The sequence below is a fragment of the Paenarthrobacter sp. TE3676 genome (genome assembly GCF_056279165.1).
In genome coordinates, this window is sequence record NZ_JBWBQU010000004.1 from 46,209 (window position 1) to 62,508 (window position 16,300).

Annotated in this window: 13 protein-coding genes; 7 read left to right on the top strand and 6 right to left on the bottom strand. The window is 63.6% G+C overall.

All coding sequences use genetic code 11. The features are described from left to right. Positions 1–77: 77 nt before the first annotated feature. The 4 genes from ACZ881_RS10845 to ACZ881_RS10860 are packed head-to-tail and all read left to right on the top strand — an operon-like array spanning position 78 to position 3,727. The gene (locus ACZ881_RS10845; protein WP_476115977.1) at positions 78–1,217 is read left to right on the top strand and encodes a LolA family protein; all 1,140 of its coding nucleotides are present in this window, start codon (positions 78–80) and stop codon (positions 1,215–1,217) included. Next, a complete protein-coding gene (locus tag ACZ881_RS10850; RefSeq protein WP_476115099.1) occupies positions 1,214–2,230 on the top strand; it encodes an ABC transporter ATP-binding protein in 1,017 nt (338 codons plus the stop codon). Before ACZ881_RS10845 ends, ACZ881_RS10850 begins: the two co-directional genes overlap by 4 nt. A 28-nt stretch (positions 2,231–2,258) precedes the next feature. Beyond that, a complete protein-coding gene (locus tag ACZ881_RS10855) occupies positions 2,259–3,086 on the top strand; it encodes an ABC transporter permease (protein WP_476115101.1) in 828 nt (275 codons plus the stop codon). A gap of 20 nt (positions 3,087–3,106) precedes the next feature. Beyond that, on the top strand, positions 3,107–3,727 hold the full coding sequence (locus ACZ881_RS10860) for an L-threonylcarbamoyladenylate synthase (protein WP_476115102.1): 621 nt from the start codon (positions 3,107–3,109) through the stop codon (positions 3,725–3,727). Between the two features lie 21 nt (positions 3,728–3,748). On the opposite strand, the gene ACZ881_RS10865 is transcribed toward ACZ881_RS10860, so the two are convergent. Next, on the bottom strand, positions 3,749–4,936 hold the full coding sequence (locus tag ACZ881_RS10865; protein WP_476115104.1) for a serine hydrolase domain-containing protein: 1,188 nt from the start codon (positions 4,934–4,936) through the stop codon (positions 3,749–3,751). Between the two features lie 27 nt (positions 4,937–4,963). Next, complete coding sequence (ligD, locus tag ACZ881_RS10870; RefSeq protein WP_476115106.1) at positions 4,964–5,989, bottom strand: non-homologous end-joining DNA ligase; 1,026 nt, start codon at positions 5,987–5,989, stop codon at positions 4,964–4,966. A 75-nt stretch (positions 5,990–6,064) separates the two neighbouring features. Here ligD and ACZ881_RS10875 point away from each other — a divergent pair, with 75 nt between their 5' ends. Beyond that, the gene (locus ACZ881_RS10875) at positions 6,065–6,730 is read left to right on the top strand and encodes an alpha/beta hydrolase family protein (RefSeq protein WP_476115109.1); all 666 of its coding nucleotides are present in this window, start codon (positions 6,065–6,067) and stop codon (positions 6,728–6,730) included. Here the strand turns inward: ACZ881_RS10875 and ACZ881_RS10880 are convergent. The 3 genes from ACZ881_RS10880 to ACZ881_RS10890 all read right to left on the bottom strand — a co-directional run bounded on the left by ACZ881_RS10880 (position 6,727) and on the right by ACZ881_RS10890 (position 10,365). Further along, positions 6,727–8,856 carry an elongation factor G-like protein EF-G2 gene (locus ACZ881_RS10880; RefSeq protein WP_476115114.1) on the bottom strand — a complete coding sequence of 710 codons (2,130 nt, stop codon included), beginning with the start codon at positions 8,854–8,856 and terminating at the stop codon, positions 6,727–6,729. The two genes, ACZ881_RS10875 and ACZ881_RS10880, sit on opposite strands and share 4 nt — an antisense overlap. A gap of 160 nt (positions 8,857–9,016) precedes the next feature. Beyond that, positions 9,017–9,751 (bottom strand): M50 family metallopeptidase, encoded by a 735-nt coding sequence (locus ACZ881_RS10885; protein WP_476115118.1) that lies wholly within the window; start codon positions 9,749–9,751, stop codon positions 9,017–9,019. Beyond that, positions 9,748–10,365 carry a TetR/AcrR family transcriptional regulator C-terminal domain-containing protein gene (locus tag ACZ881_RS10890; RefSeq protein ID WP_476115120.1) on the bottom strand — a complete coding sequence of 206 codons (618 nt, stop codon included), beginning with the start codon at positions 10,363–10,365 and terminating at the stop codon, positions 9,748–9,750. The genes ACZ881_RS10885 and ACZ881_RS10890 overlap by 4 nt, the downstream gene beginning before the upstream one ends. 160 nt (positions 10,366–10,525) lie before the next feature. On the opposite strand from ACZ881_RS10890, the gene ACZ881_RS10895 reads away from it, so the two are divergent. Both ACZ881_RS10895 and ACZ881_RS10900 read left to right on the top strand, forming a co-directional pair. Beyond that, positions 10,526–11,983, top strand: coding sequence for an APC family permease (locus tag ACZ881_RS10895; protein ID WP_476115123.1), 1,458 nt, complete (start codon positions 10,526–10,528; stop codon positions 11,981–11,983). Next, positions 11,973–13,607, top strand: coding sequence for an amidohydrolase (locus ACZ881_RS10900; protein ID WP_476115126.1), 1,635 nt, complete (start codon positions 11,973–11,975; stop codon positions 13,605–13,607). Before ACZ881_RS10895 ends, ACZ881_RS10900 begins: the two co-directional genes overlap by 11 nt. Positions 13,608–13,630: 23 nt before the next feature. On the opposite strand, the gene hrpB is transcribed toward ACZ881_RS10900, so the two are convergent. Further along, a complete protein-coding gene (gene hrpB / locus ACZ881_RS10905) occupies positions 13,631–16,273 on the bottom strand; it encodes an ATP-dependent helicase HrpB (protein ID WP_476115128.1) in 2,643 nt (880 codons plus the stop codon). Between the last annotated feature and the right edge of the window lie 27 nt (positions 16,274–16,300).

The window sequence follows — 16,300 nt, forward strand, 5'->3', positions numbered from 1 at the left end:
AGTAATCGGGCAGGTGATCGGCGCAGCCAACCGGAGTAGTCTGGATTCATGCCTCTCACGATCGGTGGTTGGTAGCATTGGCGCGGACCAGGCAGCGATGGCTGCCGGCTCTGCTGATTCCCTTTGCCTTGGCCATTGCAGTGCTGCTTGGCTCGGTCCAAGCCGGCGCCACCGTTTCCCTTCCGCCGAAGACCGCTGAAGAAATCCTGGCTATGATTGCGCGCACCGAGGTGCGCGCGTTTTCCGGCACTGTGGAGCAAACCGCCGAGCTGGGGTTGCCGGAAGTTCCCACATCAGGTCCGGGCATCGCCCCGGGCGCCGTCTCTGCCTTGGAGTTCCTGACTGGCTCCCACACGGCCAGGGTCTATGTGGATGGACCTTTGCGGGCACGGCTGCAAGTTCTGGACCAGATGGCCGAACGTGACGTGGTCATCAATGGCCGAGATGCCTGGTTCTACAACTCGAGGGACAACAGCGCTACCCACCTGACCGCACCCGCCAAACCGACCGTGCCGGAGAAGTACGAGCCACGCATGCTCCCGCCGGACATGCTCCCGCCGGACATGAGTGCGCCGGACATGCCGACGCCGGAGGCAATGGCCAGCCGTTTCCTGGCAGCGGTCGATGCCAGTACGGAGGTGACCGCTTCTGAGTCTTCAACAGTGGCGGGACGCAGCGCCTACTCTCTGGTCCTTAACCCACGCAGTACCGAAACCCTGGTTGATTCGGTGACCATCGACGTGGACTCCGAGACCGGTTTGCCTCTGGGTGTCGAGGTGCGGGCCAACGGACAGGCCGAACCAGCCTATTCACTCGCGTATACCCAGTTGGACCTTTCCACGCCGGATGCTGAGTTGTTCAATTTCACCCCGCCACCCGGTGCCACTGTCACTGAGAAGGTATTGCCTGTGAAGCCAGTGCCTACCATGGCCATGCCGTCCACGCCGGTACCCGATCCTGCTGTAGCGGAACCAGAGGTGCGCGGTCCCGGAGCGTCCGTCACCGGCAAAGGTTGGGATTCCGTGATCTCCCTGCCCGCGGGTTCTGCTCCTGCTGAGCTCACGTCCAATCCCCAGCTTTCCCAAGCCCTGCAGCCTGTTGGCGGCGGCCGGGCCTTGACGACGTCGCTGCTGAGCGTGTTGATTCTCGACGACGGTCGCGTCTATGCGGGCATGGTGCCTTTGGAACGGCTCCAGTCAGCCGCTGCCGCCCAGTGAACAAACCCCCCACAGCCGCCACTGTTGGTGCAACCGGACGCGCGACTCCCGTCCGCTCGTCTGATCACGCCATAGAAACGCACGGACTCGTAAAGCGGTTCGGTCACCGGTCGGCTGTGGATGGCATTGACCTTGAGGTACCCCGCGGCTCGGTGTTCGGCTTCCTGGGACCGAATGGTTCGGGGAAGACCACCACCATCCGGGTGCTGCTGGGCCTGGCATCGGCAAGCAGTGGTGACATCCGTGTCCTTGGCAAGGAGATGCCTCAAGCTTTGGCTACCGTGCTGCCGGACGTCGGCGCTTTAGTGGAAGGTCCCGGCTTCTACCCTTTCCTTTCGGGGACGGGAAACTTGATGCGCTTGGATGCGGCCGACCGTCATGGGTCGTGGTCAACCAGACGGCAACGTGTGCACGACGCGCTTGAAAGGGTAGGGCTGGGCCACGCCGCCGGCAAGAAGGTCCGCGCTTACTCTTTGGGCATGAAGCAGCGCCTCGGCTTGGCGAACGCAATGCTCAGGCCACGGGAGCTCCTGGTTCTGGATGAACCAACCAATGGCCTGGACCCCCAAGGCACCCGTGAAGTCCGTAACCTGGTTCGCTCCCTCGCTGCGGGCGGGGCCACGGTGTTCGTGTCCAGCCACTTGCTTGCCGAGGTGGAACAGATGTGTACCCATGTGGGCGTGATGAGCGCCGGGCGCTTGGTGGCACAGGGGCCCCTGGAGGAGCTGCGGGCGGCCGGGCAGGCACATGTGGTGGTGCAAACGCCCGACGTCGAATTGGCGTCCCGAGTGCTGACGCGGCTCGGTCTGGTCCCCGGTGAAGCGCCGGGAACCGGCAGTCCGTGGGGAACCACCGCAGTGTCGGGCACCGGGATCAATGGGCGCGAGCCGGAGACGATCGTGGCTGCTTTGGTGGCTGAGGGTGTCCGGGTCCGTGGCTTCACAGTGGAGAACGCGAGCCTGGAAGAGCGTTTTGTTTCCCTCACCGGGGAGGGGTTCGACGTTGTCGGCTGAACCTGCTGGTCCTCCCCAAGAGACTGCCGTGCGCCCCGGCATCGGATGGGCGCTCCTGGGCTCTGAATTGTCCGTGCTGTTCAGGCGGCTCCGGACGTGGGCCATGCTGATCGCCCTCGCCGCCGTACCTGTTTTGATCGCAGTTGCCGTCAAGTTGTCGTCCCGGCCCACAGCTCCTGGCCGCGGGCCACTGTTCCTTGACCGCATCACCCAGAATGGCCTGTTCGTCGCAGTCACGGCCTTGGTGGTGTGCGTTCCTTTGTTCCTTCCCCTCACCGTCGGCGTGGTGGCCGGGGATACCATCGCCGGGGAGGCGAACCTGGGAACCTTGCGATACCTGCTCCTTGCCCCGGCAGGGCGGATTCGCCTGCTGCTGGTGAAGTATGCAGGGGCCGTCGCTTTCTGTTTCGCCGCTACGGCCACCGTGGCAGCGTCCGGCGCCTTGGCCGGCGTCGTACTTTTTCCTGTAGGTCCGGTGACTTTGCTATCAGGTGACACCATCAGCGTGGGCGAGTCGGCGTTAAGATCGTTGCTGATCGCTGCCTACATCACGGTGTCCCTCCTGGGACTCTCCGCAATCGGTCTACTGATCTCCACCTTCACGGACGTGCCCGTGGGCGCCATGGCTGCCACCATCGTGCTCTCTGTGGTGTCCCAGGTGCTCGACAACCTGCCCCAGCTTGAATGGCTGCACCCGTGGCTGTTCAGCCATCACTGGCTGGGGTTCGCGGATCTGCTGCGGCAGCCCATTTCGTGGACGTCGTTCGGTGAAAACACCCTCCTCCAAGCCGGGTACATCGCCGTTTGCGGCGCGCTGGCGTACGCAAAATTCTCCAACAAGGACGTCTTGTCATAGCTTTGTCGTAGGCTCTTTCCATGGCCAGATTCTTTGATGTGCACCCGGAAGATCCCCAACCACGCGCCATCGGCCAAGTGGTGAACATGCTCCAAGGAGGCGGCTTGATCGCCTACCCTACCGACTCCTGCTACGCGCTTGGCGCACAGATCGGCAACAGGGAAGCATTGGACCGCATCAGGACCATCAGGCAGTTGGACGACAAACACCACTTCACCCTGGTGTGCAAGGACTTCGCCCAGATGGGGCAGTTCGTGATGTTGGACAACGATATCTTCAGGAGCATCAAGGCCGTCACGCCCGGCAGCTACACGTTCATCCTCCCGGCAACCCGTGAGGTTCCCAAGCGGCTCCTGCACCCCAAGAAGAAAACCGTGGGTGTGCGCATTCCGGATCATCGGGTGGTCCAGGCGCTCTTGGCCGAGCTGGGCGAGCCCTTGCTCTCCAGCACGCTCCTGCTGCCGGATGAGGAAGAACCGTTGACCCAGGGATGGGAAATCAAGGAGCGCTTGGACAACCAGGTGGATGGCGTCATCGATGCCGGCGACACCGGCTCAGAAGCAACCACCGTGATCGACTTTTCCAGCGGCGTGGCCGAGGTTGTGCGGTACGGAACCGGCGATCCCTCGCGCTTCGAATAGGCGCCTTACCGTCATTGGCAGTCACCTGAATTGAAAGCGGCACCCGGAATTCAGGGCGACTTGTGCAACGCCAGTCATTTCCAGTGCCAGGGCTGACGGCTGGGGCGAGACAGGCTGTGGCGGGTAGGCCATGAAAATGGACAGTTGGCGGTTGCCATCGGCGCTGCTGATGGCAATGCTTCCGTACCCTGGAATGTCGCCTTCATGGCCGTAGTAGAAGCCGTTGGTGCAGCGGTCATCCCAGTGGTCCAGGCCGAGGCCATAGTCGGCAAACACCGTGCCCTTCATGGCAATGAGGCTCGCCGGGGACAACAACTGACCCCTTAGCAGCGCGGCTTGGAAGGCCAGGATGTCCTCCACTGTGGATACCAGACCTCCGTTGGAGATCCCGTCCGGGAGCCCGGTGCCGGTAACGTCCACGGTTTCTCCCTCCAACTGGACATATCCGTGGATGACGTCATCGGGGACAGTGGAGTTGGCATTCAGGAACTCCGTGGATTGGAGGTTCAAGGGCGTCAGGACGTCCGTTCGCAACACAGCCCCCAGCGGCGCACCTCGAAGCTGCTCCACTACCCGGCCCAGCAGGGCATCAGCATTGAGCGCCGCGGCGGGCAGGTCAGCGGCAGCTACGTCAGCGGCGTCGCCAAGAAGCTGGCGGATCGTCACGGGACTATTTGCCGTGAGGGCGCCGGGAAGGTACGCGGTGACGGGGTCGTCCAAACCCAGCCGGCCCTCTTCCACGAGCTTCATCACAGAGACAGCCAAGAAGGTCCGGAACTGTTCACCCACAGGGAAACGGTCACCCGACTGTACAGCGGCCTGTCGCTCCCGGCTCAAGACTCCTTCCGCGAGCGTCCATTCCTGCTGGCCTACCTTGGCTTTGATGAGGACGGCAGACGCCCCTTCTTCGAGCTTCTCCCGCGAGAAGAGCTCCAGAGTGGCGCGGAGCTCCTGGAACGCAGGGGTGGTTGCAACGCTTTCCGTGGGCGCCGGAGAAGTGGTGAGCGTGGGTGCGGCAGGAGGGGCCGGCGTCGAAGGTTGAGCAGTTGTTGCCGGCGGGGGCGCCATGGCGGTGGTGGGCTGAACCGGCTGCGGTTCGGGGGTTTCGGTGCACGCGCTGAGGAAGGAACCGCTGAGCACCAATGCGCTGGCAAGCCAGCCGCATGTGAGGGCGGTAGTCCGTAACCCTCTCGCTGGACGTCGCGGCATACGTACTCCCGCTGCTGTTTCTGCGGCCTACTCCTCCGGTGTGCGTGCCCGGCTCGGCTGCACGCGCATGGGTTCGCCCGGCATCTTGGGAAATTCCGGTGGGAAGGGCATTTCGCCCTGACCGTTCTTGACGTCGCGCTCCCACCACTTGAGCAGGACGTCGATGTCACCGGGGTGATGGTGCATGGATTCCCACGGGTCGCCTACTTTAGCCAATCGATCCGGAACTGTCTTAATGGTGTATTTCGCAGGATCAGCGCTCTCCAGTTCGTCCCACGTCAACGGGCAGGACACCTGGGCCGTAGGTACGGCACGTGGACTGTATGCCCCGGCAATGGTCCGATCCCTGTTGGCTTGATTGAAGTCCACGAAAATCCTGGTCCCGCGTTCTTCTTTCCACCAGGCCGTAGTGACCTTCTCCGGCATTCGCCGCTCCAACTCGCGTCCAGCGGCGATCACGGCGTGGCGTACGTCGAGGAATTCATGCTTGGGATGGATAGGTGCATACACGTGGAGTCCCCGGTTGCCGGAGGTTTTGATGAACGCCGTGAGTCCGGCTTCTTCCAGCACGGAGCGCAGTTCCAGCGCAGCCGGGATGGCGTCGTCGAAGTCTGTGCCGGGTTGGGGATCCAAGTCGATCCTGAGCTGGTCGGGATTGTCGGGATCGTTGGCCCGGGACGCCCATGGGTGGAACACCACAGTGTTCATTTGCGCGGCCCACACGGCAACGGCCGGCTCGTCGATCACCAGCTGGGGGTGTGAACGTGCGCTGGGGTAGGTCACGGGCACTGAACGGACGTACTCCGGGGCGCCTTTAGGCGGATTCTTGGAGAAGAACATCTCGCCCTCGATGTTCCCCGAGTAGCGCTGGAGGCTGATCGGCCGGTTCCCGTTTGACGTCACGAAAGCCTCGCCGACGTCGATGAGGTAGTTGGCAAGGTCCAGCTTGGTCAGTCCGGCTTCAGGCCACATCACCCGGCTTGGACTCGAAATCCTGACCTCGCGGGGGCCGTCAGGACCAGGGACAGTAACGGTGGTTGCTTCGCTCGCCATGGCCACAAGCTACCGCGTTTAAGCCTTGCGCGTCAGCACCCGATGCGTTTTGGTGTCGTGGGCAATGATGGATGCATGCCAAACATTGAAACATCCGTGACCATCGGCGTCGGTGAAACCGAAGTGTCAGCCCTTCACATTCGGCCCCCGATGCCCTTCGCTACCCTTGTTGTGGCACACGGGGCGGGAGCCGGAATGGAACACCCGTTCCTGGAGGGTTTCGCTGGGGCAATGGCCGACGAAGGCGTGTCCACGTTGCGCTTTAACTTTCCTTACCGGGAGGCTGGCCGGCGTTTTCCGGACCGCCCGCCGCTGGCCATCGCTACATGGCGGGCAGTGATGGACAAAGCAGCTGAGCTAGGCGAAGGGGAACCCCTTTGGGCAGCGGGTAAATCCTTTGGTGGACGTATGGCTTCCATGGCAGTGGCCGAGGGCATGCCCGCAGGGGGTTTGGTGTACCTCGGTTATCCGCTCCACGCACCCGGCAAGCCGGAGAAACTGCGGGATGAACACCTCTACGGCGTCACTGTGCCCATGCTCTTCCTCCAAGGAACACGCGATACGTTCGCTACGCCGGAACTGCTGGAGGCAGTGGTGGCGAAGATAGGCCCGACGGCGACACTCCAGTGGAGTGAGGGCAGTGACCATTCGTTCGCGGTCAAGGGCCTGAAACGTGGGGCGGCCGAGGTTGGGGCGTCGCTTGCCCCGGCGGTTGCTGCTTTCCTGCGGGCAAACGCCTAGGCCTGCTTCGGCAGAGGTTCGTGGCGAAGGAAGGACCGGCGAAAACGGCCCGTGCCTGCAGTGAGGGCACGGAGTTCTATTGCGTACCGCAGGAGCTCCTGGTCCGGCACTTCGGCACTGATTTCCGTTCCTTCACCCTCAGCGGCGGTAGTGCCGGTCACACGCCCCCGGCGTCCGGACATATCACTCATCACCGCGCCCACGAATTCGTCGGGGACGCTGATGACAACGGATGAGACGGGTTCCAGCAGCTGGATCCTGGCGCTGGCCGCAGCTTCCCTCAGGGCCAACGCGCCGGCCGCCTGGAAGGCTGCGTCGGAGGAGTCCACGCTGTGGGTTTTTCCACCTACCAGCGTCACCTTGATGTCCACCACCGGGAATCCGGCTGAGACACCTTTCAGCATTTGTGAGCGGACCCCCTTCTCGACGGAGGTGACAAACGTCCCGGGGATTGCCCCGCCCACGATCTTGTCGGTGAACTCAAAACCCTCACCGCGGGCCAGTGGCTCCACCTCAATGTCACAGATGGCGAATTGTCCGTGGCCGCCGGATTGCTTGACGTGCCGCCCATGTCCGGTTGCCTTGGTGGCAAAGGTTTCCCTGAGGGGCGTGATGACATCCACGATCTGGAGTTTGACGCCCTGGCTCCGCAGCCTGTCCAGGACAACCTCGGCGTGGGCCTCCCCCATGCACCACAGGATGAGCTGGTGTGTGTCCTGGTTGCGTTCCAAACGAAGCGTCGGATCGGCAGCTGCCACCTTTCCGATGCTCTTGGCCAGAGCGTCCTCATCACTGCGCGATGCCCCTTCAATCGCTACAGGCATCAAAGGCTCGGGCATGTTCCAGGTTTCGATCAGCAGCGGCGCCTCACGGCCGGAGACCGAGTCCCCTGTCTCCGCGCTGGCCAGCTTGCTGATGGCGCAGATGTCACCGGCAAGGCACTGCGGAATGGCTTTGAGGCTCGAACCCACGGGCGAATAGAGATGGGTGATTCGTTCATCGGCGTCGTGATCCTCGTGCCCCCGATCCGCCAAACCCCTGCCACCGATATGGATCGCAGAGTCTTCCCGCAGGGTCCCTGAAAAGACCCGCACCAAGCAGACACGGCCGAGGAATGGATCTACGGTGGTTCGCACTACTTCTGCGGCAAGTCGTCCGGCCGGGTCACACGGCAAGGGCTTCAGTGAGGAGCCGTCGAGTTCCATCACCGCCGGGGCGCGGCGTTCCAACGGCGATGGCAAAGCATCCGTCAACAGTGCCATTAGTTCCGGAAGTCCCAGGCCTGTTTCGGACGACGTCGGCATCACCGGGAAGAAGCTGCCCCGTGCCACTGCAGTTTCAAGATCGTCGATGAGGTCCGCGAGGGGCAGTTCTTCACCGCCAAGGTACCGGTCCATGAGCGTTTCGTCTTCGCTCTCAGCGATGATTCCCTCGATCAGGGGTCCCCTTGCTGCTTCGACATCCGAAGCCGGGTCCAGCTCCCCCTTCTCTGTGCCGTGGGAATTATCTGTGCCGTGGAGTACGCCGATGAGTCCGGCGTTGCCCACGGTCGGTAGATACAGCGGGAGAACAGATTCACCGAACGCTTCCTGGCAACGCACGACGGCGGCACTGAAGTCAGCGCGCGGATGGTCAAGTTTGCTGACTACCACCGCACGCGGCATTCGGATCTTCTCGCACTCGTCCCACAACGCAACAGTGGCACCGTCAATGCCATCAACAGCCGACACAACGAAAAGGGCTGCGTCCGCGGCCCTCAACCCAGCGCGCAGTTCGCCGGTGAAGTCGGTGTAGCCGGGGGTGTCGATCAGGTTGACCTTGATGTCCCCCACAAGAATCGGAGCTACGGACAACGTGACTGAGCGTTGCTGATGGATCGCGGAGGGGTCCGAATCACTGACAGTGGTGCCTTCGCTGATGGAGCCCATGCGGGTGATGGCACCTGTTGCGGCCAGTAAGGCCTCCACCAGCATCGATTTGCCCGCACCCGAATGTCCCACGAGTGCCACGTTCCGGATTTTTGCTGGATCGCTCACCGCCAAGGCAGCTCCATTGTCACCGCGCCTGGTGTCAGTTGCGCCAGGTCCGGTTCCCTTTGCTGTTTCTCGCGTGCCCTTCGCGGACATGGGTACCTCCTGGTGTTTGTATCCCGGCACCGTGTCCGAACGCATCCAGTTCGAACGTTAAAGAGGATTGGACACCCTGAGGCGACCACAGGGCAAGGCCTCGCGGCGACGAAAGCCGGACAATCGCCGTCGGGCCCTGGAGCGACGGTCAACCACCGCGTTAAACGGTCAGCATCCCCCACAACAACCACACCGACGCTACGGCGCAACCGGTGATCACCACCGTGAATCCGGCCAGCCAGACGAACGCCGGGACGCCCGTGGTGCGGCCAAGAAGAAAGGCATCAGAGGCAGCCAAGCGGTCGCGGCGTCGGGTGTGCACGCCGGCAAGTTTGAGCAGATCCCGAACACCGCCCACGGACAGGGCGACGCCGAGCGCCAGGACTACATAGTTGACTACTGCGGGCGTCGCAAACAGAACCAGGAGCTGCGCGATGGCAGCGCTCAACACGGCCACCAGGATTCCGGTGAGGTTTCTGAGGAAGATGAGCGAAACCAGCAGGATCACAGCACCGATGGACATGGCTGCGCCGGACCGGCCGGAGGCAAAGGCTGCGATCAGGCACAACCCGACGACCGCCGGCGCGGGATAGCCCCAAAACCCGGACCACGCTGCCCCGAACGCGCTCCGGCCACTGCTGACAAGGCGCCCCGAATGGTCGAGGCCGATCCGGAGCCCATGGACAAAGCGCCCAGTCATGAGTGCGGCGTAGGCATGCCCCAGCTCATGCACGAAGGTGACGTAGAGGCCGAACCACCTCCAGGTTGCACGAGGGATGCTCAGGACGACGGCGCATGCGAGGATGCCCAGCAGGGCCGGTAGGGGCACGGCGGTGGTGTGCGTGTCGGTGAAGCCGCGGACCACCGCTTCCCACCAGTTTTGCGCGAAATTCACAGCACCGTCGACTGAAGGCGGGAATGCAGTCCGGCGATGAGGATCTCGAGGCCGAACTCGAAGGCTGCCTCGCCTCGCTCATCAGTGGGGCCGGCGTGAGCCAAGGCGCTGGTGAGGGCGGGGTACCCCTGCGCCGGTGGCGCCCAGACGACGTCGGGAGCTGCCAGGTCCAGCGCGAAGCCCAGGGCGAAACTGTCAATGGTGGAAATTGCTGACATGACATCCCGCCCGCGGAATCCCGCGGCTTCGAGGGCCACTGCCAGGTTCTCGTAGAGGGCCATGACCTGTGCGTCCTGAACGGTTTGGAGGACCAGCAGGGGCGCGAGTTTTGGATGGCGGGCAAAGGCGTCTCGATAACTCCGGACAATCGCGCGAAGTGACGCCTCCCAATCTTGCTCGTCCTCCAGGATGTAGGGGCTCTCGGAGATGATCCGGCCACGCATGAGCTCGAGGATCTCCTCCCGCCCGCTGACGTGGTTGTAGATGGAGGACTGGCTCACGCCGATCCGTTTAGCCAGTTTCGGCAGGCTGAAGTCCCCTGCCTCGTCCACCAGTTCAAGGGCAGCGGTGACGAGTGCATCAATCGATATCAGCGGGACCAGCGGGCGTGCCATACGGGTGTCTCCATTCAAGGTTGTTGTTACGACTCTAGTCAGAAGTTTGCGTCGAGGTATTGTGCGCGGGGTCACAAGGGCTTACGATAAACGAAAGCCTTTCGCTTAATGTTCGGCTTCTCCTGAAAACTCCCCTCCCCAAACACCCCAGAGGATCCCCATGTCTGACCTCGAAACCCGACCTCCGGCAGCAGACGCCGGGAATGGGCTCAAGCGCAACGCCATAGGCACCGGCGGCATCGCCTTCCTGGTGATCTCCGCGGCAGCCCCTCTCACCGTTATGGCCGGCGTGGCACCCGTAGCCATCGGCGTAGGGGGCATAGGCGCCCCCATGGGCTACGCCATTGCCGGAGCGGTCCTGCTGGTCTTCGCCGTCTCCTTCATGGCCATGACCAAACACGTCAAAGCCGCTGGCGGCTTCTACACCTACATCACCTTGGCCATGGGCAAAACCGTGGGCCTGGCCTCCGCCATCCTGGCGATCGTTTCCTATAACTGCCTGCAAATCGGCGTCTACGGACTGTTCGCCGTCCAGACCCAAGCCATGCTCCTCGCACTCTTGGGCTGGGACGTGCCCTGGCCTGCCGTCGCTTTGGCAGCAATCGCGGCCGTTTGGTTTCTGGGATACCGGGGCATCGATGTTGGCGCGAAAGTCCTCGGCGTCCTGCTTATCGCCGAGACTGCGATCCTGGCCATCATGGGATTCGGAATTCTTGCACGTGGCGGCGCTGAAGGCATCAGTTTCGCCTCGTTCTCCCCCGAGCATGCCTTCACACCGGGTGTTCTGGCCATCCTGGCTGTCTGCTTTGCTGCCTTCATGGGCTTCGAGTCCACCGTGCTGTACCGCCGCGAAGCGCGTAATCCGGACAGGTCCGTTCCCCGGGCAACCTACATCGCAGTGGGTTTCATGTCCGTGTTCTACGCCTTCATTGTGTGGACCGTGATCCAGGCCTACGGCGATGGAAACGTGGTTGTTGCCGCCGGGGAGCTGGCCGATGGAATGTTCTTTGCCACCATCAACCAGTACGTGGGCCCATGGGCGGAAGTCGTCATGTACGTGCTGATCGTGACCAGCGTCTACGCCTCCCAACTGGCTTTCCACAACGCCATCAACCGCTACGTGTACATGCTCGCCAAAGACGGTGTGCTCCCCGCGTTCCTCGGCAGGACGCACCCCAAGTACAAATCACCGCACCGTGCAGGGCAGATCCAGACCATTCTCGCCGCCGTCGTCATCAGCATTTGTGCCATCGCCGGTGCGGATCCCTACAAGCAGCTGCTCATCTGGGTCAACACGCCGGGCATCTTCGGGATCGTGGCCCTGCAGGGCCTGGTGTCGGTAGCTGCATTCATCTACTTGCGGCGTAACCCCGCCGCGGCCACGCACCGTTTGCTCATCCCCCTGAGCGTGACCTCGGCCATCCTGCTGTTCGGCGTGGTGGCACTGATCGCCATCAACATCGAACTCCTCACCTTTGCCGATGCGCTCACCAACACCATCTTGCTCCTGGTCGCGCCCGTTGTTTTCCTTGCCGGCCTACTGGTTGCCCGCAGGCTTCGCACCACCCGCCCCGACGTCTTTGCCCGGATTGGAAGCTTTGAAACCCATGACTCCTGACCTCATCGTCCTTGCCGACACCATTCACACGATGGATGAACGACACCAGGACCAGTCTGTCCAGGCCATCGCCATCTGCGGCGGGTTGATCACCGCCGTCGGCAGCCGCCAAGACGCCAGGGCCTGGCAACAGGCGGACACACGGGTGGTGGACCTCGGTAACGCGACGCTCACGCCCGGGTTGGTGGACTGCCATATGCACCCGGTGTTCGGCTTGGACCTGACAATCGGCGTCGACCTTGCCGGCGCTACGTCGCTGGATGAAGTCCTCACACTCCTGCGCGCAGAAGCAGCAAACGACGGCGGCTGGTTGCGTGGCTGGGGACTGAACCCGAACGCTTTCGGAACTGTACCGTTGCACCGCAGTGTGCTGGACACCGTCACCGGGGACCAGCCCGCGCTTATTCGCTTGTTCGATGGTCATTCGGCATTGGCAAACAGCCGCGCCCTGGAACTGGCCGGAGTCCATGGCCGATTCGAATTCGACCAAGCCTCTGAGGTGGTCTGCGACGCGGACGGCGTTCCCACGGGGCTCCTGCTCGAAGCTGCGGCCATGGAATTGGTGCAGCGACACATCCCGCAAGAGTCCTTCGCCCAACGCAAAACGCGACTCGCCGAGCTCCTGGGGGACTTCGCCCGCTCGGGCCTGACGGGCGGCCACATCATGGACCACAGCGAGGAATCCACCGCACTCTTCCAGGCATTGGAGGCGGACGGCGAACTCCCGCTGCGGCTTCGGGCCGCGCCGTGGTGCATGCCGGGCAGTGGTGAAGCCGAATGGAAAGAGTTGGCCCGCAGCATCGGCACCGGCGGCCGGCGCTGGTCCATTGAAGCCATTAAGCTCTTCGTCGATGGCACCGTGGACAACGGAACAGCTTGGCTCTACGAAGCTGATATTCACGGCCAATCCACCGCACCGTTCTGGCCGCGGCCCGAGGAATACTCCGCCGCCGTCCGGTACTTTGCCTCCCGCGGAATTCCCACAGCTACACACGCTATCGGCGATGCCGGGGTGGACCATGTATTGGAGGCCTTGGAATCGCTGCGAAACAACGTTCCTGCCGACATCCTGCACCGAACCGTCCACAGGATCGAGCACATTGAAACAGTGCCCGATGAGCTGGTGGCACGCTTCAAGGGCGCAGGCGTGGTGGCCAGCATGCAGCCGACCCATTGCACCCACTACTCACTTGCCGATCACAGCGACAACTGGTCTACGCGCCTTGGCTCGGAGCGGGCGGACCGTGCATGGCGCTGCCGTGATCTTCGCGACGCCGGAGTGACTCTGGGTATCGGCTCTGACTGGCCGATCGCGCCCTACGAGCCGCTTCCAATCATCGCGGACGCCCAGTTGCGCCGTCGTTCGGGGAATCCGGAGCAGGAGCCCATCGCACCGTCCCAAGCCCTCACAGCGCTCCAAGCTCTGGAGGGATACACCTCCCACGCAGCGAAAGCTGCAGGCCAGTGGGACGTTTCGGGCTCCATCACCGTGGGCAAGCGCGCCGATTTCACGGCGTTCGAGCTCGATCCCCTGACCACTGCCCCGGACGAATTCGCAGCAGGCAGCGTGCTGGGGACGTTTGTGGACGGGGAAATCCAATTCATGTTGGAGCGGCAGGCTTAGCCGGCCTTTCCGGGGACGAGCGGCTACATCCTGTTCTTCGTCTTGGCCGTGGCCGGTGCGGTCCACGGGTCTTCGGGCCAGGGATGCCTGGGGTAACGCCCACGCATCTCGGCCCGAACCTGGGAGTAGGGACCGGACCAAAAAGAGGCGAGATCGTCCGTGACGGCCAGCGGCCTTCCTGCCGGGGATAGCAAGTGAAACAGCACGGGGACCCTACCCTCCACGAGACGCGGCGTGCGGTCCCAACCGAAGCATTCCTGAAGCTTGACCGCCACAACGGGGCGGCCGTCGTCGTGACCACCGCCGCTGCTGTCCGAAACCTCGGGGTATTCGATCCGGACACGCGAACCACTCGGCACCGCCAAGCGCTCCGGCACGAGGTCTTCGAGCCGGGCAGCCTCCGGCCATGGGAGCAGGCGCCTCAAAGGGTCGACGAGGTTGATGGAACTCACCGGGGCGCCGGCGGCAATCGCTTCCAGCTCCGGGCCCAGCCAGTCCTCCAGCGTGGACAGCAGCGCGGCTTCGCGGACGTCGGGCCAGGGACTTCCGAGCTCGCGGTGCAGCAATGCAAGGCGGCGGCGCAGGGCGTCAGCTGCGGTCGACCAGCCGATCATGGATAAACCTGCCTTCGCCAACGCCTCGGAAACGGCATGACGCCCGGACTCGGCGCTGGGACGGATGGGCGTCGAGGACAAGACGATGGCTCCCATACGGCGCTCCAGCCTGGCCATTACCCGGCCCTGGTCAAACTTCGCCCGCACCGTCTCCGTGAGGAGATCCGGCGCGGCAGCTTCCGCCATTTCAAGCGACAAGGGCGCGGCGGAACGGATGACCGCGCCGGTGCCGGCGGCATCACGCCCCTGGGCGCGCGACACCTCGGCAACCGCGAGCCAATCGTGCCCGGACAGTGAACTGCCAGTGGGGAGCCCGGCCCGCGTCCCTGACGAGAGCAAGTACGTGGTGGATCCATCGCCGGGTACACGCCTGGCCACGCGGTCAGGGAAAGCCAACGCCACCACAAAACCGGGCGCTTCCCTCGCCGTGACACCGGCAGGCGGTGTGGGATGCACGACGGCGGCAACCTCCTGCCGTACCCGCGTCTCCTTCTGTATCAGCGACTCCATCCGCCTGACGTCTTCCGCGAAACGTCGGGCGCCCGGATCTGATCCGGAACGCAGCGCCGTAAGCAGCTTCGTGAGGTCAGCGCCGGGTGCCCTTTGATCGCCGGCAACGAGTGCTACTGTTTCAGCCGCTGCGCGTTGGCCCACAACAGCCGATCCATCCAACAAGGCACGGGCAAGCCGGGGGTCGGCTGGGATGCGCGCCAGGGTCTTACCCGCGGCAGTGACTGTTCCATCGCGTGTAACAGCACCCAGTTCGCGGAGGACCTCCACGGCATCGTTTATGGCCGCGGCTGGTGGTGCGTCCGGCAGCTGCAATCCTGAACCGCCGGGTGCGCCCCAGCAGGCAAGAACCAAGGCAGCGCTGGTGAGGTCTGCAACGGAGATTTCGGGGGTCTGATGTGCCGGAGCTGCAGCATGGGCTTGCTGGTCGTAGCAGCGAACCACCGTGCCCGGTCCTTGTCTCGCTGCGCGACCGGCGCGTTGATCTGCCGAAGCACGCGAACAGGAGACGGTCACGAGGCCGGACATTCCGCGGCCGGCGTCCCGTCGTGGTTCCCTTGACAGACCGGAATCGATGACCAACCGTACGCCGGGAACGGTCAGGGACGATTCAGCCAACGACGTGGACACAATGATCCGGGGCGGCCCGCCGGGTTCACGGCCGGATACGGCGCGGTCCTGGGCTTCCGGACCTATCTGTCCGTGCAGCTCGAGCACCTCCACACCTTGTGGCAGCTGCCCGCGAAGACGAGTGGCGACGTCGGAAACTTCCCGGGCTCCCGGGAGGAAAACCAGTGCGTCTACCTCGGGATTCCGGCTCAGGGCCGCTGCGTGGGATGTCGCGGCCGTCTGGGCCACATGATCAAGGAAACCTCGGGATACGCCGCGGGTATCCAGTCGATGCTCCCGGGCCGGAGCCCACAGAACCTCCAGCGGGTACAGCGCGGAAGGGCAGTCGACGACGGGAGCCGGCCCACCGCCGTCGAGCCCTGTCCCAAGCAGCTCTGCGAAACGCGGGGCGTCGAGGGTTGCCGACATGGCCACCAGCGTGAGGTCACCGCGCAACTCACGAACCTCCGCGAGCATGCCGACCAGGAGATCCGTTTCGAGTCCACGTTCGTGGACCTCATCCAGGACCACGGCGTGGACGTCTTCAAGGCCGGGGTCAGCCAGAAGACGTCGAAGGAGAATGCCAGGCGTGACGAATTCGACGACGGTGTCCGGGCTGACTTTGCTTTCACCTCGGACGGTGTAGCCCACCCTGCCACCCAGGCGGCTTCCGTCCAACGTGGCCAGGCGGCGGGCGGCTGAGCGGGCGGCTACACGCCGTGGTTGAGTGACGACGACGCGTGGTTGGCCCGGGTTCTGTTCGGACACGAGATTGGCGAGCAGGGGTGGAACCAGTGTGGTTTTTCCTGTGCCGGGCGGCGCCTGGACTACTGCCGTTCCGCCGTCCCCTTGGTCTTGCAAGGCGGTAGCAAGCTTGGCGAGGGATTCCGCAAAGACCAGTCCCGTACCGATGGTGTCCAGTCTGAAAGTCACCAGACCATTGTCCCTGCTGCGTGGTGC